The sequence below is a fragment of the Acinetobacter vivianii genome, assembly GCF_014635885.1.
GTDB classification, from domain to species: domain Bacteria; phylum Pseudomonadota; class Gammaproteobacteria; order Pseudomonadales; family Moraxellaceae; genus Acinetobacter; species Acinetobacter vivianii.
The window spans coordinates 73958-99497 of the sequence record NZ_BMDR01000008.1; the positions used below are offsets into that span (position 1 = coordinate 73958).

General features: G+C 43.5%; 28 protein-coding genes and 2 tRNA genes. 26 read left to right on the plus strand and 4 right to left on the minus strand.

The genetic code is table 11. The features are described from left to right. Positions 1–162 precede the first annotated feature (162 nt). From IEV36_RS18850 to IEV36_RS15445, 10 genes are all read left to right on the plus strand, one after another. Positions 163–1296: a hypothetical protein gene (locus IEV36_RS18850; protein ID WP_005255768.1), complete on the plus strand. Its 1134-nt coding sequence runs from the start codon at positions 163–165 to the stop codon at positions 1294–1296. A 98-nt stretch (positions 1297–1394) separates the two neighbouring features. Next, positions 1395–1829 carry a hypothetical protein gene (locus IEV36_RS15405; protein ID WP_005255766.1) on the plus strand — a complete coding sequence of 145 codons (435 nt, stop codon included), beginning with the start codon at positions 1395–1397 and terminating at the stop codon, positions 1827–1829. A 192-nt stretch (positions 1830–2021) separates the two neighbouring features. Continuing rightward, the gene (locus tag IEV36_RS15410; RefSeq protein ID WP_004637424.1) at positions 2022–2165 is read left to right on the plus strand and encodes a zinc ribbon-containing protein; all 144 of its coding nucleotides are present in this window, start codon (positions 2022–2024) and stop codon (positions 2163–2165) included. A gap of 127 nt (positions 2166–2292) precedes the next feature. After that, complete coding sequence (locus IEV36_RS15415) at positions 2293–2868, plus strand: DUF4126 domain-containing protein (protein ID WP_005255764.1); 576 nt, start codon at positions 2293–2295, stop codon at positions 2866–2868. Positions 2869–2911: 43 nt separating this feature from the next. After that, positions 2912–3613 (plus strand): hypothetical protein, encoded by a 702-nt coding sequence (locus IEV36_RS15420; protein ID WP_032863825.1) that lies wholly within the window; start codon positions 2912–2914, stop codon positions 3611–3613. A gap of 72 nt (positions 3614–3685) precedes the next feature. After that, positions 3686–4573, plus strand: coding sequence for a DMT family transporter (locus IEV36_RS15425; RefSeq protein ID WP_005255760.1), 888 nt, complete (start codon positions 3686–3688; stop codon positions 4571–4573). Between the two features lie 571 nt (positions 4574–5144). Beyond that, positions 5145–5597, plus strand: a complete 453-nt coding sequence (locus IEV36_RS15430) for a hypothetical protein (RefSeq protein ID WP_005255757.1) — start codon at positions 5145–5147, stop codon at positions 5595–5597. Between the two features lie 102 nt (positions 5598–5699). Beyond that, complete coding sequence (locus IEV36_RS15435) at positions 5700–6365, plus strand: RluA family pseudouridine synthase (protein ID WP_005255755.1); 666 nt, start codon at positions 5700–5702, stop codon at positions 6363–6365. A gap of 25 nt (positions 6366–6390) precedes the next feature. After that, entirely contained in the window at positions 6391–6873 is a 483-nt protein-coding gene (locus IEV36_RS15440) for a GNAT family N-acetyltransferase (RefSeq protein WP_005255752.1), read from the plus strand. 126 nt (positions 6874–6999) lie between these two features. Beyond that, the gene (locus IEV36_RS15445) at positions 7000–7368 is read left to right on the plus strand and encodes a ribonuclease E inhibitor RraB (protein WP_005255750.1); all 369 of its coding nucleotides are present in this window, start codon (positions 7000–7002) and stop codon (positions 7366–7368) included. Positions 7369–7422: 54 nt separating this feature from the next. Here the strand turns inward: IEV36_RS15445 and IEV36_RS15450 are convergent, their stop codons facing one another. Continuing rightward, the gene (locus tag IEV36_RS15450) at positions 7423–7890 is read right to left on the minus strand and encodes an Lrp/AsnC ligand binding domain-containing protein (protein ID WP_004773316.1); all 468 of its coding nucleotides are present in this window, start codon (positions 7888–7890) and stop codon (positions 7423–7425) included. Positions 7891–8029: 139 nt separating this feature from the next. Here IEV36_RS15450 and IEV36_RS15455 point away from each other — a divergent pair, with 139 nt between their 5' ends. The 4 genes from IEV36_RS15455 to IEV36_RS15470 all read left to right on the plus strand — a co-directional run bounded on the left by IEV36_RS15455 (position 8030) and on the right by IEV36_RS15470 (position 12413). Next, a complete protein-coding gene (locus IEV36_RS15455; RefSeq protein ID WP_005255748.1) occupies positions 8030–9286 on the plus strand; it encodes a D-amino acid dehydrogenase in 1257 nt (418 codons plus the stop codon). A 24-nt stretch (positions 9287–9310) separates the two neighbouring features. Further along, positions 9311–10414: an alanine racemase gene (gene alr / locus IEV36_RS15460; RefSeq protein ID WP_005255747.1), complete on the plus strand. Its 1104-nt coding sequence runs from the start codon at positions 9311–9313 to the stop codon at positions 10412–10414. Positions 10415–10424: 10 nt separating this feature from the next. Continuing rightward, positions 10425–10784, plus strand: coding sequence for a RidA family protein (locus tag IEV36_RS15465; RefSeq protein ID WP_005255739.1), 360 nt, complete (start codon positions 10425–10427; stop codon positions 10782–10784). A 192-nt stretch (positions 10785–10976) separates the two neighbouring features. After that, positions 10977–12413, plus strand: a complete 1437-nt coding sequence (locus tag IEV36_RS15470) for an amino acid permease (RefSeq protein ID WP_005255738.1) — start codon at positions 10977–10979, stop codon at positions 12411–12413. 66 nt (positions 12414–12479) lie between these two features. Here the strand turns inward: IEV36_RS15470 and IEV36_RS15475 are convergent, their stop codons facing one another. Continuing rightward, positions 12480–13361, minus strand: a complete 882-nt coding sequence (locus IEV36_RS15475; RefSeq protein ID WP_004773305.1) for a LysR family transcriptional regulator — start codon at positions 13359–13361, stop codon at positions 12480–12482. A gap of 165 nt (positions 13362–13526) precedes the next feature. On the opposite strand from IEV36_RS15475, the gene IEV36_RS15480 reads away from it, so the two are divergent. From IEV36_RS15480 to IEV36_RS15510, 7 genes are all read left to right on the plus strand, one after another. Beyond that, positions 13527–15044 (plus strand): CoA-acylating methylmalonate-semialdehyde dehydrogenase, encoded by a 1518-nt coding sequence (locus IEV36_RS15480; protein ID WP_005255736.1) that lies wholly within the window; start codon positions 13527–13529, stop codon positions 15042–15044. Positions 15045–15055: 11 nt separating this feature from the next. Then, a complete protein-coding gene (mmsB, locus tag IEV36_RS15485) occupies positions 15056–15946 on the plus strand; it encodes a 3-hydroxyisobutyrate dehydrogenase (RefSeq protein WP_005255734.1) in 891 nt (296 codons plus the stop codon). 81 nt (positions 15947–16027) lie between these two features. Further along, a complete protein-coding gene (locus tag IEV36_RS15490) occupies positions 16028–17677 on the plus strand; it encodes an AMP-binding protein (RefSeq protein ID WP_005255732.1) in 1650 nt (549 codons plus the stop codon). 10 nt (positions 17678–17687) lie between these two features. Further along, the gene (locus IEV36_RS15495; RefSeq protein WP_005255730.1) at positions 17688–18815 is read left to right on the plus strand and encodes an acyl-CoA dehydrogenase family protein; all 1128 of its coding nucleotides are present in this window, start codon (positions 17688–17690) and stop codon (positions 18813–18815) included. Between the two features lie 21 nt (positions 18816–18836). After that, the gene (locus tag IEV36_RS15500) at positions 18837–19610 is read left to right on the plus strand and encodes an enoyl-CoA hydratase (RefSeq protein WP_005255728.1); all 774 of its coding nucleotides are present in this window, start codon (positions 18837–18839) and stop codon (positions 19608–19610) included. Between the two features lie 12 nt (positions 19611–19622). Continuing rightward, positions 19623–20648 carry an enoyl-CoA hydratase/isomerase family protein gene (locus IEV36_RS15505; protein WP_005255727.1) on the plus strand — a complete coding sequence of 342 codons (1026 nt, stop codon included), beginning with the start codon at positions 19623–19625 and terminating at the stop codon, positions 20646–20648. Positions 20649–20769: 121 nt separating this feature from the next. Next, positions 20770–22125 carry an MFS transporter gene (locus tag IEV36_RS15510; protein WP_005255725.1) on the plus strand — a complete coding sequence of 452 codons (1356 nt, stop codon included), beginning with the start codon at positions 20770–20772 and terminating at the stop codon, positions 22123–22125. A gap of 186 nt (positions 22126–22311) precedes the next feature. Here IEV36_RS15510 and IEV36_RS15515 read toward each other — a convergent pair. Further along, positions 22312–22387, minus strand: a tRNA-Gly gene (locus IEV36_RS15515). Positions 22388–22432: 45 nt separating this feature from the next. Further along, a tRNA-Gly gene (locus IEV36_RS15520) sits at positions 22433–22508 on the minus strand. A 189-nt stretch (positions 22509–22697) separates the two neighbouring features. On the opposite strand from IEV36_RS15520, the gene IEV36_RS15525 reads away from it, so the two are divergent. From IEV36_RS15525 to IEV36_RS15545, 5 genes are all read left to right on the plus strand, one after another. Next, on the plus strand, positions 22698–23006 hold the full coding sequence (locus IEV36_RS15525; protein ID WP_004773293.1) for a BolA family protein: 309 nt from the start codon (positions 22698–22700) through the stop codon (positions 23004–23006). Between the two features lie 9 nt (positions 23007–23015). Continuing rightward, the gene (locus IEV36_RS15530) at positions 23016–23408 is read left to right on the plus strand and encodes a SirB2 family protein (RefSeq protein WP_005255723.1); all 393 of its coding nucleotides are present in this window, start codon (positions 23016–23018) and stop codon (positions 23406–23408) included. 79 nt (positions 23409–23487) lie between these two features. Next, on the plus strand, positions 23488–24330 hold the full coding sequence (locus IEV36_RS15535) for a ParA family protein (RefSeq protein WP_004773290.1): 843 nt from the start codon (positions 23488–23490) through the stop codon (positions 24328–24330). A 9-nt stretch (positions 24331–24339) separates the two neighbouring features. Then, positions 24340–24729: a hypothetical protein gene (locus IEV36_RS15540; RefSeq protein WP_004773289.1), complete on the plus strand. Its 390-nt coding sequence runs from the start codon at positions 24340–24342 to the stop codon at positions 24727–24729. Between the two features lie 209 nt (positions 24730–24938). After that, positions 24939–25529 (plus strand): LysE family translocator, encoded by a 591-nt coding sequence (locus tag IEV36_RS15545; protein WP_005255722.1) that lies wholly within the window; start codon positions 24939–24941, stop codon positions 25527–25529. Positions 25530–25540: the final 11 nt, after the last annotated feature.

A 25540-nucleotide genomic window follows, 5' to 3' on the forward strand; every position in this document is an offset into this window, starting at 1 on the left:
CCCTATCATTTAGATAGGGCTTTTTTATATTTTAAGTAAGTTCAATACGATCAGTAAAAGTTCTTTTAGTGTTTTATTTAACACTTTATATATTTTCTTTGAGCTGCTTCTTGTTCTAGATTATACTGCCGAAAATAAATAAACTACTAGGTTGTATAAATAATGTTGTTGAAAAAAAACAAATTAGGAAAAATAGTATTTCCATTATTTTCGGCTATTTTCCTTACCGCCTGTGGGGGCGGAGGTAGTGACAATTCTAATAAAGCGACAAATAATTCGACTGAACAACCTGAAACAAAACCTGAAACAAAACCTGAAACAAAACCTGAAACAAAACCTGAGTATATTCTGCTGAAAGGTAATGCTCGTGCTTATGGGAATGTTTTGGATAATGTCAAGCTGAATGTCACAGCAAAATGTGTAAATGATACTGGCTTTGAGAGTACAGTAATCAGTGATCTTCATGGGACATGGTCAGGTGAAGTAGAGCAAAAAAAACTTCCATGTAAATTAAAAGTTGTTTCAGAAAAAGATACTTATTATTCTTATGTTTTTGATAAAGATACCTTTGTAAATATTAATCCTATAACTACCTTGGTGGTTGCTTTGGCATCTCAACAAAAATCTGAAGATTGGTTTAATTCCAAACTTATATTTACTAAAATGGATCTAAATAAAGCAAGTGAAGCGATAAAACAAGAATTAATCAAAAAAGACTATGCTATTGATCAAGATCTAAATTTAATCACAGATGATGTGATGAGCAATAGTTCTTATTATTCGGGATTAAGTAAATTGGAAGAAGCAATTCATGGCGAAACTAGATTTGCAAAATACTCTGACTTAGTCGATTTAGTAGCGAAAGGGCAACTTAATGCAATTCCAGCAATACCTGAGGATTATGCACGTTTAAAAATTAATTATCAGGCTTGTGCTGGAGAACAGTATCAAGGGAGTACCAAAATATTAACGCATTGTTCTTCAAGTTTATTACCTGATTTTAAGTCTAAAAAATTAAGACAAAAAGATAAGCAGGTTTGTGAAATTCAAAAGAGAGGAGATCTGCTTTCAATTAAAAGTGGTCAAGCTAATTATCAAGTCAAAATAAATCAGCAAGAAAATGACAAAATTACAGATGATTATCCAGTTATGAATACTTTATTACTTGCCGAAGGAAATCAGCGAGTAGAAATCCTTTTCCAATATGATTTGTTGGTTATGGCGGCTGCATATCACGTAGATAGTCAAGGAAGTCAGAGTGATCTTATTTCTTGTGATGGTATATATACGCGATAAAAAATCAGTGGAAATTTTATATAGTTATAATTTTAATTGGAATAAAGCTTAGCTCCTACACTAGATAGGTAGGAGTTGTCATATTTGATGAGGTATTGGTGGACAATAACGATATTTTTAAGACAGTTTTTGAACTTGAACAAGCTATTAAAGATTATTTTAAAGATTTAAATAATCATGGAGTCTGGTTGTTTTTAGCAAATTTAGGTGCTTTCAGTGCACCAAATAATTATTTGAAATGGTTAGCTTTTACTATTATTGTCACAATGGTTTCAGTACAGTTAGTTCGTACAAAATTATGGCATTTAACAGGTAGAAATAGCTTTAAAACGGCATTAAAGTTTTATAATCAAAAAATTGATGAGAGTGATATTGAATTTATTTATAAAAAACAATTAAAAGGGATTCTTATTGATTTAGAAAAGACATATTTTACATTTGGATTTTCTATTCTGAAAATAGGCTATAATTTTTTTCTTTCTATAATATTTTTATCTGCATCAATGGTTTATATGATTTTAGGGGGAGCATAAACCTTCTATAAATAATGTAAGTTTATTAAAAATTGATATGAATTTTAGATCTTAAAGAAACACACTTGAGGTATATGTAAAAAGCTTCTTCTTCACCTTTCCGCCATCACCACTCGTCGGAAAGGTCAATAAATAATCAAAACTATCACGCTATAGTATATGTACCATTTCTAAAATCTATGGAGAGCAAAGATGGTAACTGCTGGCGAAAAACCTGGAACAGGCTTCTATTTTTGTGTTCAATGCGGACACCGCACCTATTTAGAAATTGGTACTGATCGTTTACCTCCGTGTACCAAATGCCTTGGCAATCAATTCAACAGTAAGAATGCCTAAGCCGCAAAATACCAAACAGTTACCCACTGTTTGAATAAAAGCCCTATCCCTTGATAGGGCTTTTTGTTACCTTAAAAATAAGATTTAAATAACAAGACCTGTCATAGGCATAGAAAGGTAATCCGTGATGGAAACAATTTTAGGACTCTGTATTGGCGTTGGACTCAGCGCAGCCTGTGGTTTTCGTATCTTTGTGCCGCTATTGGCGATGAGCATTGCCACCTTAATGGGATGGTATCAACCTGCCCAAGGCTTTGAATGGCTGGCACTTCCATCGGTGTGTATGGCATTGGGCTTTGCCACAATCTGTGAAATTGCAGCTTATTATGTCCCGTGGGTAGATAACCTATTAGATACCATTGCGACACCTGCGGCTGTGGTGGCAGGTACATTGACCACGATGGCGGTGAGCAGTGGTGAAATGTCCCAGTTTGCGACTTGGGCAGCGGCACTGATTGTTGGTGGTGGAACAGCAGGCGTGGTTCAAATGAGTACCGTAGCGGCACGGGGTGTCTCGACGGCAACCACAGGTGGACTGGGTAATTTTGTGGTTGCTACAGGTGAACTGATTGGCTCGATCTTATTGTCGATTCTGGCTTTTATCATGCCTGTGGTGATTACAGTTTTGGTGATTATTTTAGTGATCCTCACAATACGCTGGATTCGCTCAAAACGCCAAGAGAAACTCAGCCATTCTATATAAATGTCATAACACCAATAACAACCTGAATGAAGAACTAAAAATGATGATAAGAACACAATGTATTGCACTCATCTTGGCTTGCTCAAGCCTATCTGCACTGCCACAAGTCAGCTTTGCTCAAGAACAACCGACAGCAGAAGAACTGAAACTCCGCAAAGATAAAGTCACCTATAAAGCCTATGTCCCTGCGAAATATCAACTCTTTCAATCCATTGAAGGCGACCTCAATAAAGATGGTTTGAAGGATGTGGTGTTGATCGTCAAAGCCACTGATCCCAAAGCCTTTGTGCATGATGAATATCGTGGACATTTAGACCGCAACCGCCGTGGAGTAATTGTATTGCTGAATGAAAAAGGCAAATACAAAGCTATTGTCAGCAATCTAAATTGTTTTAGCTCAGAAAATGAAGATGGTGGCGTCTATTTCCCACCTGAGTTATGGATGGAAATTAAAAATAATCTATTGAGTGTCTATTATTCGCATGGACGTTATGGTTATTGGCGTTATCTGTTTCGCTTAGAAGGCAATGATCTACGTCTGATTGGCTATGATGATTCAAGCAATCATGGCCCCCTTATTGAAAGCCAAACCAGTATTAACTTTTTAACAGGTAAAAAAGTGATACGGAAAAATATGAGTGAAGATGAAGAAGCGGATCCAAGGTTTAAAGAAACGTGGAGCAAAATCGATCAGGCACCCATCTATTTGTCCAAAGTGAAAGACTTTGATGATTTAAGTTTTTAAGAGCTGGCGACTATCGAAAAACCAGTCAGAACAGCGTAAATTAGCTTCACTTTTGATATTGCGTTCAAGCTTATGATGATCACTTGGATTCTGTTCACCCTGATGGCTGCATTCATGCAGGCTTGGCGCAATGCATTTCAAAAACAACTCAGCACCACCGTGGATGTGTACGGTACTACGCTAGCGCGATTCATCTTTTCGCCCATTTTTGCCTTTAGCTATTTGGCCTTTCTCTATCTACATCAGCCCGTCACCGCATCCGTGCATTTTTCCGATAAATTCTGGTTCTATATCGTGATTGCAGGCATTAGCCAGATCTATGCCACTGCATTGATGGTGAAACTGTTTCAACAAAAGAACTATGCGATTGGCGTGGGACTCGCCAAAAGTGAAGCGATCTTGGCTGCCTTGGTTGGGGTACTGTTCTTGCAAGAACATCTCAGCACATGGGGCTGGGTCGGGGTAGTGATTGGGGCACTGGCGGTATTTTTACTCAGTAAAGGTAAGCAACAATCTGATTTGTCCTTAAAAACCTTGATGATTGGATTGGGCAGTGGGCTGTGCTTTGCCATCACCTCTTTATTGGTGCGTGAAGCCAGTTTAGAGCTGGGCATGTTGCCATTTTTGCATCGGGCGGCTTGGGTGTTGTGCAGTCTGATCAGCTTTCAATGTATCGTACTGTTGATCTATCTCGGATTTTTTAGCCGACCGACGCTGTATAAAATGTGGCAGCGTGTCGGACTGACCTTGAGAGTGAGTATTTGTAGTTTTCTGGCTTCGGTGGGCTGGTTTAGTGCCATGAGTATGCAAACCGTGGCGATTGTCAAAACACTGGGTCAGGTGGAAATTTTATTTAGTTTATTGATATCGGCCTTCTTCTTTAAAGAAAAGCTCGCCAAAACTGATCATTTGGGTCTGTGGCTGGTCATTGTCGCCGCGATTATGGTGATTTGGGCCTAAATTAGAGGCCATATTTGAAAAAATACACATGTAAATTTGAATTTATCGAAATATAAATCGTAGTTTTTTAATGAAAGTGGGAAATATTTCAATATTTGTCTTTTAGTATGCAAATTTATTTCATAGAGCGTTAAAAATAGCAGTTTTTAGGAAAACAATCCCACCGTGATCTGCCTAAACTATGTCTCAAGGGTGTGAAAGGGATCGAAAAGAGTAGCATGCACCGACGCTTACAAAGCAAGTGTGTACGTACCCAAAAGGTCTCGATTCGGCTTAGGACGCTATAGATCAAAAGTTTATAGGCAAAGGTTATGGCTTACAAAGTCATAGGTGTTGAAGTAAACAACCTCTGTTTTCCCTTGATACCCTAAAAAATTTAACCAAATAGAAAATAATAATCAGCGCTAAATAATAAAAACTGCATCAATAAAATCAAAAACGAATGTGACCTCCATCCTGTAATCCTGCCAATATGAAGATAAATCGATATTTTTATATTAAAAAACAAAATGATATAATTTTTCTATACCTAAAAATCAAAACATGATCACAGGAACAGGTCAATACAATAATGAATCAGTTTGAACTTAAAATTCGCTATCCACATCAGATGAATCGCAATGAAATTGATGCGATGGGGGCATTTGACCTGACCACGATTTTAAGCAAATTTGAAGAGATGAGCTGGCGTCAGCAACTGGTTCGTCAATTACAGCTCAATGGTGCGGATACTAGTTTTATAGTGACCGATCTTGATACCGATCAAACCCTTGCAATTACGCTGGACGCCTATGCCAAATCACAACAACTGGAATTTAAGCTGAATAGTAATCTTGTGGTGATTGTTCCTAAAAAAGATGTCTTTGGATTGGTGACTCGTAAAACCAAAGAAACCATTGCATTTAAACAGTTGAGTCTGGCGCGGGCAAAAGACTATCTGATTGCCTTTTTAAATCGGGACATTGCCATTCTGGAAGAGAAATATAAAGATAACTTAAGCAAAGGCATTAAAGTCCATTCTTAATGATTCAACTGCCTTGCCTAAAAAATAAGCCTGTTGCGAAACTGTTTTGCAGCACTATAATCGCTGCTCATTTTGTCCCTTTGTCTGCCTGCTTATTTTCTTATGCCTTTAAACGACAACTTTATTTATGCTCCTCCGCAACATGCTTTAGAAATCATCTATGAAGATGAGGACTTAATTATGGTGAATAAGCCTGCGGGACTATTGTCTGTCATGGGGCGTTTACCCGAGCATCAAGACAGTGCTTATTTACGGGTTTTAGAACAGCATCCAGCTGCCAAAGTGACGCATCGTCTGGATATGGCGACCTCTGGATTGTTGATGTTTGCCAAGCATCGGGAAGCAGAAGTGGCGGTCAGTAAAATGTTTCAGGCACGAACCGTCAAAAAATACTATGAAGCACTGGTACAAGGTGAAATTCAGGCCGAGGGGAGTGTTGACGTTCCACTCATTACCGATTGGGAAAACCGTCCACGTCAGATGGTGCATTTTGAGCTGGGCAAGCAAGCCAAAACCTTATTTCAACGCATCCAGTATGATGCCGCAACTGATCAAAGCCGTGTTCGTTTGGAGCCAGTGACAGGTCGTTCACATCAACTGCGGGTGCATATGATGCACATTGGTCATCCGATCATGGGCGATAAACTCTATCATCCTGAGCCTGCCAAGTTTCATTTAAAACGTATGGCGCTGCATGCTGCCTATCTGGCATTTCAGCATCCACTTAAGTTGCATGAAATTGAAATTCATTCTGAGGTAAAATTCTAAAAGACAACAATAAATAGGCAGGCTGATGTATTCGATTCAACAGGTGCTCTGGCAAACCTTGCTGCCTATGCAACAAGCACAACTCAAGACTTTGCTGCTCGAAGCCGATCCAGATTGGGCGCAAGTTTCAAGTTATCTGTTTCAATCGAATCTATTCCTGATGCTGGATGAGCAGGCACAGATCATTGCTCAGTTATGTTTATTCAAAACGAATGATCAAGCTGAAATTAAAAATCTGACTGTGGCCGAAAGCTATCAAGGACAGGGCTTGGCTAAAAGATTGATTCAACATGCAATAGAATATGCCAAACAGATGCATATCCATACTTTATGGGTCAAGACGGGCAACTCCAGTCTGGATCAATTGGCACTTTATCAAAAATGTGGCTTTCGTATGTCGCACATAGAACGTGATGTGTTTAGAGATTATCCAGCACCAATTTATGAAAATGGGATTCGTTGTTTAGATCAGGTGGTGTTGTGCTTGGACTGTATTGAAATACAGTAAGCCACGATATTTTAGATTGATCGTTTTTTGACTACAATATTCCTATTAACACGTATAAAAATTGAAATAAAAATCGGTTAACCTATAGCCAAATATCAACTCCAAAACACAACAAAGGATATGCATATGACACGTGACTATGACAAATTTCCAGATAATGATAACGGCAACGTATTGTGGCAAATGGTTGAAGATGGCAATGACCTGAATGAGCCACATGAAGTTGAATTTTCGATTGTTTTTGAGAAGCAAGAACAAATTGAAAAATGTGCTTTACACCTTTTGCATCAAGAACAGAAAATTTCCCTGTTTCAGGAAGAACAGCACTCGGACGGCTCTGATCTGTGGGTTCTGAATATTCACGTTAACATGACGCTCGAATACGAAGACATTGCAGATCTGGAAGAATGGATGACCCGTATCGCGCAGGAGTTTAATGGTGAATATGATGGCTGGGGTTGTATGAGTTATATTTACGATGAAGAAGATGAGTAGTCTTACAGCTGTTTGAATAAAAGCCCTAATTAAGGGCTTTTTTATTGCTGGATGCTACACACCCATATCCAGATACAAAGATTCTTTCACTTCTTCCATCACCACATAGCTATGCGAAGAAGCAGAGGCTGGCAGTTTTTTCAGTAAATCCCCTAAGAGACGACGGTAAGCACTCATTTCTTTGAGACGCGCCTTCACCAGATAATCAAACTCCCCTGAAATCAGATGGCATTCCAATACTTCTGGGATATCCACCAAATCACGTGCGACCTGATCAAATACATCGCCTGATTTTGCTGACAGTTTAATTTCCAGAAACACTAACAGGTTACGATCGACATATTCTGGATTAAGTCGGGCGTAGTAACCCATGATGATGCCTTCACGTTCTAAGCGCTTGACCCGTTCTGAACAAGGCGTGGTCGATAAGTTGACCCGTGAAGCCAGTTCACTAATCGCAATACGTCCTTCTCGTTGCAAAATATCTAAAATCAGGCGATCAATACGGTCTAATTTACGCATCATATATTCCCTTTTATTTTAATTTTTTCGTGACGAAAACATCAAATTACCTAGATTATACCCATAAAATCAGTGAAAAAAACTATTGATCCAAAAATATACTAGTTAAATAAACTAGTGTGTGCGTGAGGGAACGACAATGCGCGTAATCGTTTTAGGAAGTGGCGTCATTGGTGTGGCAAGTGCCTATTATCTTGCACAACAAGGTGCGCAAGTGACGGTGCTTGACCGTCAATCAGGACCTGCAAAAGAAACCAGCTTTGGTAACGCAGGCCAAATCTCCCCAGGATATTCGACGCCGTGGGCTGCTCCCGGTATTCCTTTTAAAGCCGTTAAGTGGATGTTCCAGCATCATGCACCATTAGCCATTAATATTGATGGCAGCATGTGGCAGTTGCAGTGGATGGCACAGATGCTGAAAAACTGTAATCCACAAAGCTATGCGGTGAATAAAGAACGCATGATGCGTGTTGCAGAATACAGCCGTGACTGCTTACGTGACTTAAGAGCGAAAACAGGCATCAACTACGAAAACCGTGCCAAGGGTACGCTACAGGTGTTCCGTAGCGAAGCACAGCTTGAAGCGGTGCAGCGTGATATTGAAGTACTCAAAGAGTGTGGTGTTGATTTTGATTTGTTGAACGCTCAAGAGTTGGGTGCTGTCGAACCCGCTTTAGCCTTTACCGATAAACTAGTGGGTGGTTTACATTTGCCGAATGATGAAACAGGCGATTGTTACCTGTTTACCAATGCTTTAGCAAAACTGGCGCAAGACTTGGGCGTGGACTTCAAGTTCGATCAAAATGTCGAGAATCTGATTGTTGAAGGTGATCAGATCAAAGGTGTGGTGGTCAATGGTGAAGTCCTGACTGCCGATCGCTATGTCTTGGCCTTTGGTAGTTATTCACGTGATTTCCTCAAGCCGCTTGAGCTGAATTTGCCTGTTTATCCAGTGAAAGGTTATTCACTGACTATTCCAATTGTAGAACCAAAATTTGCACCTCAATCAACGGTACTGGATGAAACTTATAAAGTTGCCTTAACCCGTTTTGACCAGCGTATTCGTGTCGGTGGTATGGCAGAACTGAGTGGTTTTAACCTAGGTCTGAAAGAAGATCGCCGTGCCACGCTGGAAATGGTGACTCAGGACTTGTTCCCGGGCGGTGACTTGACTCAGGCATCATTCTGGACCGGCTTACGTCCGATGACCCCAGACAGTACCCCGATTATTGGTGCAACAAAATATAAGAATCTGTTCCTGAATACAGGTCACGGTACATTAGGTTGGACCATGGCATGTGGTTCTGGCAAATTGATCAGTGATCTGGTAATGAATCATCGCCCAGATATCAGTACAGATGGTTTATCTATCCAGCGTTATTCACACGCCGCATAAATATGGTTTACAAGGAAGTTTAGTATGCCTCGTCCGATTACTGCGGTGATCCATGCCCAAGCCTTACGCCAGAATCTGGCGGTGGTCAGGCAGTCTGTACCCGACAGCAAAGTCTTTGCTGTGGTCAAAGCCAATGCTTATGGGCATGGGATTGAACGGGTCTATGAATCTTTTAAAAGTGCCGATGGTTTTGCTTTACTCGATATCGAGGAAGCAAAACGTTTGCGCGCTTTAGGCTGGACAGGCCCGATTTTACTGCTTGAAGGAATTTTCTCCCCACAAGACCTGTTTGATTGTGCACAGTACCAATTAAGTTTTACGGTGCATAGCGAGCAGCAAATGGTCTGGTTGCAGCACCATCCGTATCCAGCGCAGTTTGATATTTTCATGAAAATGAACAGTGGCATGAACCGTTTGGGTTTCAAGCCACAGCAATATCGTGAGATCTGGCAGCAACTTAGCCAATCAGACAAAATTGCCAGTATTACCCATATGATGCATTTTTCTGATGCGGATGGAGAGCGTTTTGGTCAGAAGGGCATTGACTATCAACTCAGCGAATTTGAAGCCACGATTCAGGATTTACCGGGTGAAAGATCGGTCAGTAATAGTGCTGCAATCTTAAGATATCAAAATCAATTGCAATCGGATTACGTGCGTGGCGGCATCATGCTGTACGGCAGTTCTCCCGATTATCCCAAACACAGCATTCAGGACTGGGGCCTTGCCCCGACCATGAGCTTGCGCAGCGAAATCATTGCTGTGCAGCAGCTCAATGCCAATGAAAGTGTGGGTTATGGTTCCAGCTATGTGGCCGAACAACCAATCAGGATCGGTATTGTGGCCTGTGGTTATGCCGATGGTTACCAACGGATTTCAGCAACAGGTACGCCAGTACTGGTCAATGGGATTCGAACCCGAACCATTGGTCGTGTCAGCATGGATATGTTGGCGGTGGACTTAACCCCGATCAGTGATGCGCAAGTGGGCAGTGAAGTAGTGCTATGGGGTCAATCCAGCACAGGAACAATTTTACCTATTGACGATGTCGCAGCGACCTCAGGCACGATCGGTTATGAACTGATGTGCGGCGTGACGGCACGTGTCAATTTTATCAATCAGGAATAAGGAAATAATCATGTCAAATTCAGATATTCAAAAGATCAATACCAACGAAGTGATGAGTGCGATAACCGTATTCAATAAGGTGGTGTATTTGTCTGGTCAGGTGCCTAAAAATGCGGATCTGGATATTGAAGGACAAACCCGTGAAGTCCTTGCAACGATCGAACAGTTACTTGCTTCAGCAGGGACAGATAAATCTCGCTTGCTCTCTGCACAACTGTTTTTAAAAGATCTTTCAGATTTCCCTGTGGTCAACACCATCTGGATTGACTGGTTAAAAGGTCATGTTGCGCCTTCACGTGCGACCATTCAGGCTGATCTGGTGAATCCAAAGTGGTTGATCGAAATTGCGGTTGTTGCAGCACAAAAATAAAGCGATCCGCTTTATTTTTGCTTAAAAAATATAAAAAAAGAAGAAAAGTAACGTATTTGCAGTAGATAAAACGTAGTGAGATACGTATTTTCTTGCAATTAAAAATGAGTCAGCCCGCAGGAATGGACGGCTAGCAATAGCACAACAATAACAGGCTGGCTCATGAGGGAATCGTAAAAAGGAACTTTTGTTATGACGGTTACACATCAACAGTCAGAAGGCGAACAGTCGCCCCATGACTTGCAGCGCAAACTCTCTAATCGCCATTTGCAACTGATTGCAATTGGTGGTGCCATCGGTACGGGTCTGTTCATGGGCTCAGGAAAAACCATTTCACTTGCAGGCCCATCGATTCTGTTTATTTACATGATTATCGGTGGGATGTTTTTCTTTTTGATGCGTGCACTCGGCGAGTTGCTGCTGGCAAATTTACACTATAAATCTTTTGTGGACATGGCTCATGACCTGATTGGTCCTTGGGCTGGTTATTATCTAGGCTGGACCTACTGGTTGGGCTGGGTTCTGGTCGGGATTGCCGATCTGGCCGCCGTGATCAATTATTTAACCTTCTGGCTGCCCGAAGGCACCATGTTTACCCCGATCGGGCAGGCCGCGATCAGTGCAGGCTGTGTCCTGTTTGTCCTGTTCTTAAACCTGCTGACGGTACGTTTGTTTGGTGAAGTTGAATTCTGGTTTGCCTTGATCAAGATTCTGGCTATCCTCGGTTTAATTGGTGTTGGTGGCTATATGATCTTTAGCCATTTTCAGGCTCCGCATGGGACGGTCGCATCGCTCAGTAATGTCTGGTCTCATGGCGGGATGTTCCCTAAAGGACTGGATGGTTTTTTGGCGGGTTTCCAGATTGCAGTCTTTGCCTTTGTCGGGGTAGAGCTGATTGGAACGACCGCGGCTGAAACCAAAGATCCGCATAAGAACCTGCCAAAAGCGATTAATGCGATTCCGATCCGTATTATTCTGTTTTATGTACTGGCTTTACTGGTAGTGATGTCGGTCACGCCATGGAATATTATCCGTGCCGACAAGAGCCCATTTGTGGAATTATTCATGAATGCGGGGATTGTGACCTCAGCCATTATCATGAATCTGGTGGTGCTATCTTCGGTCATGTCTTCCATGAACAGTGGGGTATTCTCGACCAGCCGTATGTTGTTTGGTCTGTCTAAAGATGGTCAGGCACCGAATGCATTTGGGCGGTTATCAAAAAGTGCTGTACCTGCTAATGGTTTGATCTTTTCATGTGTGTTTATTATGGGTGGTGCAGTACTGCAATACTTTGTACCGAATACCCTTGAAGCCTTTACTTTGGCAAGTTCGCTTTGTGTGATTCTATTCATCAGTGTCTGGAGTCTGATTATGGTGTGCTATATCCGCTACCGTAAGTTACGCCCAGAATTGCATGCTCAATCGAAGTTTAAAATGCCAGGTGGTGTATTCATGTCCTATGTGGTGATTGCCTTCTTGCTATTTGCACTGGTGATCTTGGCATTGGAACCAGATACCTTAAAAGCACTCTATGTCAGTCCATTATGGGTGATTCTGTTGGCGGTGACCTATCAGTTGCTGTATAAGCCAAGAATGAAAAAACTCGGTCGTGAACTGGTGCAATAAATCATACTGAGTTGATTAAAGGCCGATCTATAGAGATCGGCTTTTTTATGCTTTGGTTGGATCGGTTTAATCTACCAGTAACTGTTGGTATTGATCTGCCTGTTTACGTAAATAGTCCCAAACTAGTTTGATGCGCGGATCATGTTGTAGATCCACAAAAGTCAGCATCCAGAAGGTATGGGTAAAGCGCACTTGCTGTTCTAACACGGCTTCAAGCTCAGGTTTATCATCGGCCAGAAACTTGGGCAAAATGGCCAGTCCTGCGCCTGCACTCACTGCAATTTGTTGTGCGAGAATACTGCTGCTCCGGAAGTTGGCGGTTAGCTTCAAAGGTAAACGTTCCAGACAATACAGCTCAGGGCTATACACCAGATCATCAATATAATTGACGAAACGATGTTGGGTTAAATCATCCAGCCCACGAATTGGCGGGTTTTGTGCCAGATAGTGCTGACTGCCATAAATCTTTAAACAATAATCAGAGAGTCGGGTAATGATATAAGGCCCCGAGGTTGGACGCTCAATCGACACCACAATATCCGCTTCACGATGCGACAACTTAATCATTTTCGGTACGGGAATCAGGTCAATGGTGAGCAATGGATATTGGATCGAAAACTCCGCCAGCAAACGGGCTAAAAATGCGGTACCAAAGCCTTCGGGTGTGCCAATTCGCACACGTCCCTGTAAGGGCTGATGCGGTTTATCGATCTGTAGGAAGGCCTGTTCCATTTGTTCAACACGTGGAACCAGCGCCATACCTTCGAGGGTAAGCTCATACCCCGTTGCTTCACGTTTAAATAAAGTGGTGCCTAAAGCTTGTTCCAAAGCCTGAATGCGTCTGGCGACAGTACTATGTTCGACCCCAATCACGCGTGCTGCATTGGTCAAGGTCTTGGTTCTTGCCAAAACCAGAAAAAATTGTAGATGATCCCAATCCACTTTCATTGTTATTGTATTCCCTGTGCATATTTGCACAATAATCGTGCATGAATTTCCATTGGTGGTCAAAGCTTTCTTTGTTAGTCTCAGATAAAAGCCCAATCAGGAAAATACCACCAAAGTGTATTTCCGATGATTTAACACAATAAAAATACGACCTATGGAGAGGTTATGAATACAATCCAGAACATCCAGTTGGAAACCGCCAAATTACTCATTAACGGCAATTTTATCGAGTCTGAAACACAGCAATGGCAAGACATTGTCAACCCCGCGACTCAGGAAGTGATTGGTCGTGTACCCTTTGCAACGGCTCAGGAAGTTGATGCTGCAATCCAAGCTGCACAAGACGCTTTTGCTTCATGGCGTCAAACCCCGATTCAGGCACGTATGCGTATCATGCTCAAACTGCAAGAACTGATTCGTGCCAACATGAAAGAAATTGCACAGGTACTGACTGCCGAACAAGGTAAAACGCTGGCGGATGCGGAAGGTGATATTCAACGCGGTTTAGAGGTGGTTGAACATGCTTGTTCAGTCGGAACCTTGCAAATGGGTGAATACGTCGAAGGTGTGGCGCGTGGTGTTGATACTTATACCTTGCAGCAGCCGTTGGGCGTGTGCGCGGGCATTACACCGTTTAATTTCCCAGCCATGATTCCGTTGTGGATGTTCCCGATGGCGATCGTTTGTGGCAATACCTTTGTTTTAAAACCATCCGAACAAGATCCACTTTCGACCATGATGCTGGTAGAGCTGGCGATTCAGGCAGGCATTCCAGCGGGTGTGCTCAATGTCGTGCATGGCGGTAAAGAAGTGGTGGATCATCTATGTACCCATACTAATATTAAAGCGATTTCATTTGTCGGTTCGACTGCGGTCGGTACGCATGTGTATAACCTTGCAGGACAACATGGCAAACGTGTGCAGTCGATGATGGGCGCCAAAAACCATGTTGCCGTAATGCCAGATGCCAATAAAGAACAAACCCTGAATGCCTTGGTGGGTGCGGCTTTTGGTGCAGCAGGGCAACGCTGTATGGCGTTGTCAGTTGCGGTGATGGTCGGTGATAGTAAACACTGGATTCCAGAATTGGTTGAAAAAGCCAAGACTTTAAAAGTGAATGCAGGACATGAGCCAAATACCGATATTGGCCCAGTCATTTCAAAACGTGCGAAAGCGCGGGTGTTGGACTTAATTGATAGCGGTGTCGAGCAAGGGGCTGAGCTGCTACTTGATGGTCGCGATGTTCAGGTGCAAGGCTATGAAGCCGGCAACTTTGTCGGGGCGACGATTTTTAGTGGCGTGAATACCGACATGCGTATTTATAAAGAAGAAATCTTTGGCCCAGTACTGTCGATTATTTGTGTTGATACGCTTGAAGAAGCGATTGCGTTGATCAATGCCAATCCATTTGGTAATGGCGTAGGATTATTCACGCAAAGTGGTGCGATTGCGCGTACTTTCCAGAACCTGATTGATATCGGTCAGGTGGGGATCAACATTCCGATTCCAGTGCCTGTACCCTTCTTTAGCTTTACTGGTTCCCGTGGTTCAAAACTTGGTGATTTGGGACCTTACGGCAAACAGGCAGTGCAGTTCTATACCCAAACCAAAACCATTACCAGTCGCTGGTTTGAAGATAGCCACGAAGTGGGCGCTGTAAACACAACCATTAGTTTACGTTAAGGGGATCACGGATGAATATCGCCTTTATCGGTCTAGGTAATATGGGCGGCAGAATGGCCCAAAACCTGCTCAAAGCCGGACTCACAGTATATGGTTATGACCTTAGCGAAGTAGCAATTCAGCACTTTGCCGAGGCGGGTGGTGTGGTTTGCGACAGCCCGCAAGCAGCAGCGAAACAAGCCGACGTGGTGATTAGCATGTTACCTGCGGCAAAGCATGTCAAAGAGGTGTATCTGGGCGAAGATGGCGTGCTGGAAGTGCTGAAAGCAGGCAGCTTATGCATTGATAGCAGTACTATTGACCCACAAACCATTAAAGACATTGCTGCCATTGCCCAAAGTAAAAATATTCATATTTGCGATGCGCCTGTTTCAGGTGGCACCATTGGCGCACAAGCGGGTACGCTGACCTTTATGGTGGGGGCAAATGATCAGACCTTTGATGAAGTGAAACCTGTACTCAGTCACATGGGCAAAAACGTGGTGCATTGTGGCGATGTCGGCGCAGGGCAGATTGCCAAAATATGTAATAACCTGATTCTCGGGATTTCCATGGCTGCGGTGGCCGAAGGGATGGCACTGGGTGCCAAGCTTGGTATTGATCCACATGCTTTGGCAGGCGTGATTAACACTTCAAGTGGCCGTTGCTGGAGTTCGGAAGTTTGTAACCCGTGGCCACATATCAGTGAAAATGCGCCTGCCTCTCGTGGTTATCAGGATGGTTTTGCCACGCAGTTAATGCTGAAAGATTTGGGTCTTGCAGTTGAAGCCGCAGGGCAGGTGAAGCAGCCTGTGGTGTTGGGCGGGATGGTGCAGCAGCTGTATCAGCAAATGTGCATGCGTGGTAATGCACACCTTGATTTTTCTAGCATTATTCAGCAATACCTGCCGCCAGAGGCATAAAAACTAAAGCCAAAGGATGGCTTTTATTCAGAAATTAAACCCTGTCATGAATAACAATGAATCCAGACTGAGGGAAAATAGATGTTGAATTATAAAGAGACGGTACAGGCTTTCGATCTGGAAAGTACTGCAAAACATATGTTATCCGGTTCAATGGATGCCCTGAATGCCTGTTATGAATGTTGTGATCGACATGCGCAAGGCGACAAAATCGCGTTGTATTGGCAAGGCAAAGACGGTCGCAAAGAACAATATACATTTCGCCAGTTACAGCAATGGTCGAGTCAATTTGCCAACTTTTTAAAGTCGCAAGGTGTGGAAGCAGGTGATCGTGTTTCAGGTCTATTGCCGAGAACGCCTGAACTGCTGGTGACGATTTTCGCGGCTTGGCGTATTGGCGCTGTATATCAGCCCTTATTTACAGCCTTTGGGCCCAAGGCAATTGAGCATCGTCTGCAACTGGCACAAAGTAAGCTGGTGGTAACCGATGTGGCGAACCGCAGCAAATTGGATGAGATCGAACATTGTCCAGCGATTGTCACGGTTGCTGATCCACAAGGTGCGCCGCTGAAGTCAGGTGACTTTAACTTTTGGGATGAAGTCAAACAGCAGCCTGATCAATGTGAATTGGTGATGCGAAGCATCCAAGATCCCTTTCTACTCATGTTTACCTCGGGCACCACAGGGCCTGCCAAACCGCTAGAAGTGCCGTTAAAAGCCTTGCTGGCTTTTGGTCGTTATATGCAAGATGCCATTGGTTTGAGAGAAGAAGATTCGTTTTGGAATATTGCCGATCCAGGTTGGGCTTATGGTTTGTATTACGCCATTACAGGGCCATTGTTCTTGGGGCATGCCACCTTGTTCTACGAAGGGGGCTTTAGTACAGATAGCCTGTGTCAGATCGTAAAGGATTATCAGATTACCAATCTGGCGGGAGCGCCAACGGCTTATCGCATGATGATGGCGGCTGATCCTGCCCAGATGGCGCCGTTAAAAGGCCAGTTCCGTGTGGTCAGCAGTGCGGGCGAACCGTTGAATCCTGAAGTGATTCGCTGGTTTAAGCAGGTTCTGGATGCCCCGATTTATGACCATTATGGACAGACTGAGGTCGGCATGGTGGTGTGTAATCATCATGGTTTAAGTCATGAGATTCGTGCAGGTTCCGCTGGTTTTGAGAGTGCAGGTTATCGCGTTGCGGTGGTCAATGAACAGGGTGAGGAGCTTCCAGCGGATACCCCCGGAATTCTAGCCGTGGATATTAGCCAGTCTCCGATGATGTGGTTTGGTGGCTATAAGGAAAGCCGTAAATCCCCTTTTATCGGGCACTACTATCTCACAGGTGATACCGCCGAGTTACATGCGGATGGCAGCATGAGCTTTGTTGGTCGTAGTGATGACGTGATCACCACATCGGGTTATCGGATCGGACCTTTTGATGTGGAAAGTGCTTTGCTGGAGCATGATGCTGTGGTTGAAGCAGCCGTAATTGGTGTACCTGATCCAGACCGTACTGAAGTGGTGAAGGCTTTCGTGATTTTGGCTGCGGGTATTCAACCTTTGGAACAGTTGGCGGAAGAACTGAGCCAATTTGTGAAAAAACGCTTATCAGCACATGCTTATCCACGACTGGTCGAGTTCGTGACTGAACTTCCAAAAACACCAAGTGGCAAGATTCAGCGCTTTTTATTACGTAATCAGGAAATTGCGAAACAGCAAGCAAAGGCAGGGTAAGGAACACAAGATGCAATTGACCGAAGAACAAGTCTTAATACGTGATATGGCGAAAAGTTTCGCCCAAGAACAGCTTAAACCCAATGCCAGTGATTGGGATCGACATGGTACATTTCCAAAAGATGCACTTGCACAAATGGGGCAGCTCGGTTTTATGGGCATGTTGATTCCAGAGCAATGGGGCGGTTCTGACACAGGTAATTTGGCCTATGTGTTGGCACTTGAAGAAGTCGCTGCGGCAGATGGTGCGACCTCAACCATTATGAGTGTACATAACTCGGTGGGCTGTGTGCCGATTTTAAAATTTGGTACCGATGAGCAAAAAGAACGCTTTTTAAAACCATTGGCACAAGGTGAAATGATCGGTGCTTTTGCCTTAACTGAACCGCATACAGGTTCAGATGCGGCAGCCATTAAAACCCGCGCGGTGAAAGATGGCGATGACTACATTCTGAATGGTGCCAAGCAATTTATTACCTCGGGTGATAATGCAGGCGTGATTATCGTATTTGCCGTGACTGATCCAAGTGCGGGTAAAAAGGGCATCAGTGCCTTCCTTGTGCCACGCGAGACAGCGGGTTATGAAGTGATTCGGGTTGAAGAAAAACTTGGCTTACATGCTTCGGATACCTGCCAGATTGCCCTGACAGATGTACGTATTCATAAAAGTCTGATGCTCGGTAAAGAAGGTGAAGGTTTAAAAATCGCGCTTGCCAATCTGGAAGGTGGTCGTATTGGCATTGCTGCACAGGCAGTCGGTCTGGCACGGGCGGCGCTGGAAGAGGCCACCCACTACGCCAAAGAACGGCTGACCTTTGGTAAACCAATCTTTGAGCATCAGGCGCTGGCTTTTCGTCTTGCCAGTATGGCGACCGAGATCGAAGCGGCCCGACAACTGGTGCATTACGCTGCACGGCTCAAAGAAGCAGGGCAACCCTGTCTCAATGAAGCGTCAATGGCCAAACTATTTGCCTCAGAAATGACAGAGCGCGTCTGTTCAAACGCATTACAGGTATTTGGTGGCTATGGCTATCTGAAAGACTTCCCGATTGAACGGATCTATCGTGATGCACGTATTTGTCAGATTTATGAAGGCACTAGCGATATCCAGCGTTTAGTGATCGCACGTAGTCTATAAAAGCAAAGCAAGGAATGAAGCATGCAGTGGAACAGTATTTTATTAGAAAAGCGTAATGGCGTTGGATTGATTACCCTCAATCGTCCGCAAGCCTTGAATGCGCTGAATAGTGAATTGATTAGTGAAATTAATCAGGCGTTGGATGCGTTAGAGAAAGATCGTGAGGTTGGCTGCATCGTATTGGCAGGTTCTGAAAAGGCTTTTGCTGCAGGTGCCGATATTAAGGAAATGGCTGATCTGGCATTTCCAGATATCTACTTCGACGACTTTTTCCATCTGGCAGATCGTATCGCACAACGCCGTAAACCGCTCATTGCCGCGGTGAGTGGCTATGCGTTGGGTGGTGGTTGTGAACTGGCACTGATGTGTGACTTTATCTATTGTGCTGACAATGCCAAGTTTGGTTTACCCGAAGTGACTTTAGGTGTCATACCGGGCATTGGTGGTACACAGCGTTTAACCCATGCGATTGGGAAAGCCAAAGCCATGGAAATGTGCTTTACCGCACGGCAAATGGGTGCAGTAGAGGCAGAGCAAAGTGGTCTGGTGGCGCGTGTGTTTGGCAAAGAAGAATTACTGGAACAAACCTTGCAAGCCGCAGAAAAAATTGCAGCACGCTCTTTAACCGCCAACATGATGCTAAAAGAAACCATCAATCGTGCCTTTGAGGTCAATCTCACCGAAGGTTTGCGTTTTGAGCGCCGTATGTTCCATTCGATTTTTGCAACTTCGGATCAAAAAGAGGGGATGCAGGCCTTTGTGGAAAAACGGCAGGCAAACTTCAAAAATCAATAAGGGATCAAGAAAATGAATACAGAAAATCACTTAATGATTGAGCAACAAGGTAGCTTAGGTATTATCAGTCTGGATCGGGTCAAGCATTTGAATGCGTTATCGCTCGATATGATTGAGGGCATCTGCACACAACTGGAACTGTGGCGTAATGATGCTGCTATTCAGGCGGTTTTGTTCAAATCGAATAGTCCCAAAGCCTTTTGTGCAGGTGGTGATATCCGTTATCTGTATGACAGCTATAAGAATGAAACGGCTGATTATAAAGGCTATTTCAGCGCTGAATATAAAATGCTGAATCTGCTACGCGAATATCAAAAGCCTGTGATCGTGATACTTGATGGCTATGTGCTGGGTGGCGGTTTTGGCTTGGCTCAAGCGTGTCATATTGTGGTGAGTAGTGAAAAGTCCAGATTCGCCATGCCTGAAACTGCGATTGGATTTTTCCCTGATGTCGGTGCGACTCATTTCCTGTCTCGGCTGGATGATATCGGCGTGTATATGGCGATTACGGGAGAGCAGATCAGCAGTAGTGATGCGCTCTATCTTGATCTGATCGATTACCATGTGCCGAGTGAGCAATTGTCTACCCTACAAGAGGCATTGATTGCCGCACCGAACCTGAGCAAAGCCAATATTGAACAGATCATTGCCCGCTTTATTACCCGTCCTGCTGAAAGTGAACTCAAGCAACTCATTGAGCCGATCCGTAAACATTTCGGTTTCCAGCATTTGGATGAGATCGAGCATAGCCTTGAACATGAACAGGAAGAACAGTTCAAAACTTGGGCCAGCAAGATGCTGGATATTTTGCAGCAACGTTCCTTTATCGCCAAACAAACCAGCCTGAAATTACAGTATTTGGGTCGTGGATTATCTTTACAGCAGTGTATGCAACTGGAACGGGATTTACAGGATATCTGGTTTGAGCATGGTGATTTTATTGAAGGTGTGCGCGCCTTAATTGTCGATAAAGATAAACAGCCAAAATGGCAACAGCGTAATCCAGAACTGGAACAGATTCTGGAAAAACTAAGCTAAATTTACTCTCCCTTCTATCTACACACATCAAGGAGTATCAACCATCTGAACATGCTGGTGATCAGGATTGAGCATCAGCACAAAAATATAAAACAAGAATATCCAAGAAAGGAAAATGACGATGCAAACAATACATGGAAACGGTTCATCTCCTAAGAAGTCATCCCATCGACTGGCAGGTATCTCCAGTATGGTCGGGACCACCATTGAGTGGTATGACTTTTTTATTTACGGTGCAGCAGCAGCTTTAATTTTCAATAAATTATTTTTCCCGAATCTTGATCCACTGACGGGCGTACTCGCTGCCTTTGCCACCTATGCGGTGGGATTCATTGGGCGACCTCTGGGCGGTCTGGTATTTGGGCATTTTGGTGACAAGATTGGCCGCAAATCGATGTTACTGTTGACCTTGATGCTGATGGGAATACCCACAGTGCTGATCGGTCTGTTACCAACCTATGAGTCAATTGGTTACTGGGCTGCAATCGGCTTGGTGATCTTGCGATTTATCCAAGGTATGGCGATGGGTGGCGAGTGGGGCGGTGCAGTTTTGATGGCGGTTGAACACGCGCCAGAAGGCAAAAAAGGCTTCTGGGGCAGTCTTCCCCAAGCCAGTACCGGTGGTGGTTTGATGTTGGCCTCTATTGCGCTTGGGCTGGTGTCTTTATTACCTGAACAGGCCCTGTTTAGCTGGGGCTGGCGGATTCCCTTTCTAGCGAGCATTATTTTACTGGCAGTCGGTTGGTACATTCGGGTGAAAGTACCAGAGTCGCCAGACTTTGAAAAAGTGAAACAACAAGCTGAAGAAGTTAAAGTTCCTGCCTTACAGGTATTTAAGCAACATCTAAAGCAATTGATTAGCATTATTGTGGCACGTGCGGCAGAGAATGCATGGTTTTATATTGCCTCTACCTTTACTTTGGCCTACACCACCACACAACTGGGCATCGCCAGACAGGAAATTCTATTTGCCACCATTTGCGGTGCCGCCGTGATTTTAGTGATGACACCATTATGTGGACATTTGTCTGATAAAGTCGGACAGCGCAATATGTTCATGTTTGGTCTGTGCGTGCTGGCACTGTATTGTTATCCGTTCTTTAGTATGCTTAATACCAAAGATCCTGTGCTGGTTTGGATGGCAATTGTATTGGCAATCGGTGTGGTTTTCCCGATTATGTATGCGCCTCAGGCACAACTTTTTGCCCGACAGTTTCCCGCAGAAATTCGCTATAGCGGCATCTCGATTTCGGTACAGCTGGCAGGTGTGGTCGGTGGTGGTCTTGCACCGTTGATTGCGACAAAATTATTGAGCGTTGGCGGTGGAAATCCTTACTTGATCATGTTGTATATCGGTTCGATGGCAGTTGTTGCCATTATTGCCACTTCATTTATGCCACGAGATCACAGTCAGCAGGCATTGGCAACGGAGAACAACAAGCAAGGCGTCAAACTGCAAGCCAAGATGACAGAATAGCTGTTTATTCAAAATGAAATGAAAAGGTGTTGCTCGATGCTGAGGAACGCCTTTTTATTTTTAAGGATTTATAAGCAAAGAAGAGAGATCCAATATTTGCGCTTCATTATTTTTGATGTTCCACGTGGAGCAGAATATTGAGACAAAGAAAAAAGCCCTAATCTTTCGACTAGGGCCTTTTAAATTTGGAGCGGGAAACGAGACTCGAACTCGCGACCCCAACCTTGGCAAGGTTATGCTCTACCAACTGAGCTATTCCCGCATATTGAGCAGTTTTTACTAAAACTTACACTTAAAAAAACCAATCTGGAGCGGGAAACGAGACTCGAACTCGCGACCCCAACCTTGGCAAGGTTATGCTCTACCAACTGAGCTATTCCCGCGTGCCAGCTATAATACATTAAGCAAAATGAGGGTCAACAACTTTATGCAAAGAAATTGTTTAATTGCATAAAATAAAAGCATTTTCATGTAAAAAACAGCTTAAAAGCAAAAAAATGGATAAAAGTTTCGCTTCAAGTGAGGTCATGTATACTAATGAGCTATCTCAATCTGACCGGACAGCCTGACTCATGAACTTAGAACAACAGTTGATTGAACGTTTACAAACACTGGCACCCACCCATCTCGAAGTGCTCAATGAGTCAGCGGGGCATGGCGGTTATTTCCCAGGTAAAGAATCACATTTCAAAGTGATTGTGGTGAGCGATGAATTTAAAGGCTTGCGTCTGGTACAGCGTCATCAAAAAATTTATGCCGTTGCAGCGGAATTAATGAGCCCAGGTCGTATCCATGCTTTGGCAATTCATGCTTATGTACCAGATGAATGGCAAGGTGAAGCACCTGCTAGCCCTGAATGTGCACATGCACCAAAAGGTTAAGGAAGGATCATGGACCTACATTTCATCACTAAAATGATTCATATGATTGCAATGAGCTTGCTGATTATTGCTTTTGTATTACGCGGTTCAACATTATTTGTGGGTGTACAGGATCAGCAACCTAATCTAAAGGCCCGTAAAGCGATGATTGGCTTACAGCATTTATCGTTGACCCTGATTATTGTTACGGGTGCGATCTTACTGGCGATGAAGAACTTTGATGTACAGCCGTGGTTCTATGCCAAAGTCATCTTGTTCTTTGTATTGTGGTCGTCATTGATCAAAACCTATAAGCAAGACAGCAGTATCTTATTGGAACAACGCCGTGCAGGTTTGTTGATTGGTACAGTGGCTATGGTCGGGATTCTCGGTCTTGTGATGATTAAACCGGTTTTTGCCTGATTGTTGGACATTGTTTTAGAAATTGTTTTTGCACTAGGTTAAACTGCGTGCAGTTTAAAAAATAGGGTAGAGGGAAATCATGTTAACGCGTGTGGTGTTTAACCAGAAAGGTGGTGTGGGGAAATCAAGTATTACCGTTAATCTGGCCGCAATTAGTGCAAAACAGGGCCTGAGAACACTGGTCATTGATCTTGATCCACAAGCAAATTCGAGTCAGTACCTGTTAGGTGAAGATGCAACCTATTCTGCGGACAAAGCAGCGTTAGAACCCAATATTGAAAATTTCTTTGATGATGTTTTAGGCACTACACAGCAAAAAGGCCTGATTGGCAATGCCATTGGTTCAATTTTAAAAGCACCTCGTGGCAAAGGTCTGGATAGTTTTGTTCACCGCTCGTCATTTGAAAATCTGGATGTCATTCCTGCCAGTCCAAGTCTGGGCAGTCTAGAGCATGCACTGGAAAGTAAACATAAAATTTATAAATTACGTGATTCAATTCAGTCACTGAGCGCGCGTTATGACCGTATCTTTATTGATACACCACCTGCCTTTAACTTCTTTACTTTATCTGCGCTGATTTCAGCAGATCGCGTGTTGATTCCATTTGATTGTGATGTGTTCTCAAAACGTGCGTTACAAACTTTGATTGAAAATGTCCTCGAAACCCAAGATGATCATAATGATCGCCTTGAGATTGAGGGAATTGTGGTCAATCAGTTCCAGTCTCAGGCAAAATTACCTCGAGAAGTGGTTCAACAATTAAAAGATGAAGGCTTGCCTGTGCTCGATAGCATGTTGCCGCCCTCGATCTTGATGAAAGAATCACATCAAAAGAATTTACCACTGGTTCATTTGGCATCTGAACATAAATTGACGCTTGCTTATGTCACGCTGTTCAATGAGATTGAATCTAAGAAATAAGAGAACACTATGAAACGCTTATATTGGATGCCTGTTTTGGCTGCAAGTATGCTCTTGGGTGCTTGTGCATCAACGGTTAAGCCAGCTTATGTTTCACCTACGCAATATCAGACCTTGAACTGCCAGCAACTACAAGCCGAATACAACCGTATTCAGCTCTATATTGAAAATGGTGTGGAAACACCAAAACGTACCGGTATGGGCGTGGGTGTTGGACTTGGTGGTGGCTGGGGTCGAGGCGGTTGGGGCTTTGGACCATCTATCTCTGTAAATATGGGCCAGTCGATGAATACCAAGAATACCGAGCTTGCCAAAGTGATGGGTCAGCAAGATGCGATTGTGCAGGCTGCGAAGTTTAAAGGCTGCCCGATTATCGTAAAACAACGTCCAAAATCATAATTTTTGCCTCCTTATCACCATAATTCGTTATGGTGATAAGTAACTAAATTATCGCAAAATGTTTCAAAAAATAATGATAAAAATTAAACGCTTAAAAATTTATCTATCCTGAAATCCTATATTTTACCTGCTGTTTTTATTACCGAAATTTGTATTTTTGCCCTAAATTCGTTTAAGGTGGCGCCCATGTATAGTCGTTCGGTATGTGTATGATTGAGAGTTGGTTTTTTGTTTTGGCGATGTTGGCAGTGTTACTAATTCCAGGTCCGACCAACGCTTTACTTGCCAGTGCAACCCACCAACAAGGTGTACCTAAAACCATGAAATTTATTCCAATCGAATGGTTGGGATATTTGTACGGCATTAGTTTATGGGCGCTGTTCATTCATCTTTTTGATCCGATCTGGCCTGCTTTAGACGCGATTTTACATACAGCCAGTTTGCTCTATGTACTTTGGATGGCTTTTCATCTCTGGAAAAGTTCGCATCTACAAAAACACGATCAGCATCATCCGCATATCCGTAAAAGACAACTGTTTATGTCGACCTTAAAGAACCCGAAAACGGTTTTGTTAGCAGCAGGAGTTTTCCCAAGCGAAACCTGGAATTCACTCGAAAATGCAGCCATCGTTTTTGCAGTGTTTAGTCTGGTGCTTTTGCCCGTCAGTATTTTCTGGATGTTATTTGGACGTGCTTTATTGGCAGGAAGCTTGATTGGAATTAAAGCCGATCATTTATATAAAGGATCGGCTGTGTTATTGCTGATTTGTATGTTACCAATGATCTTTCGTTTGTTTTAAACCGAAATTTG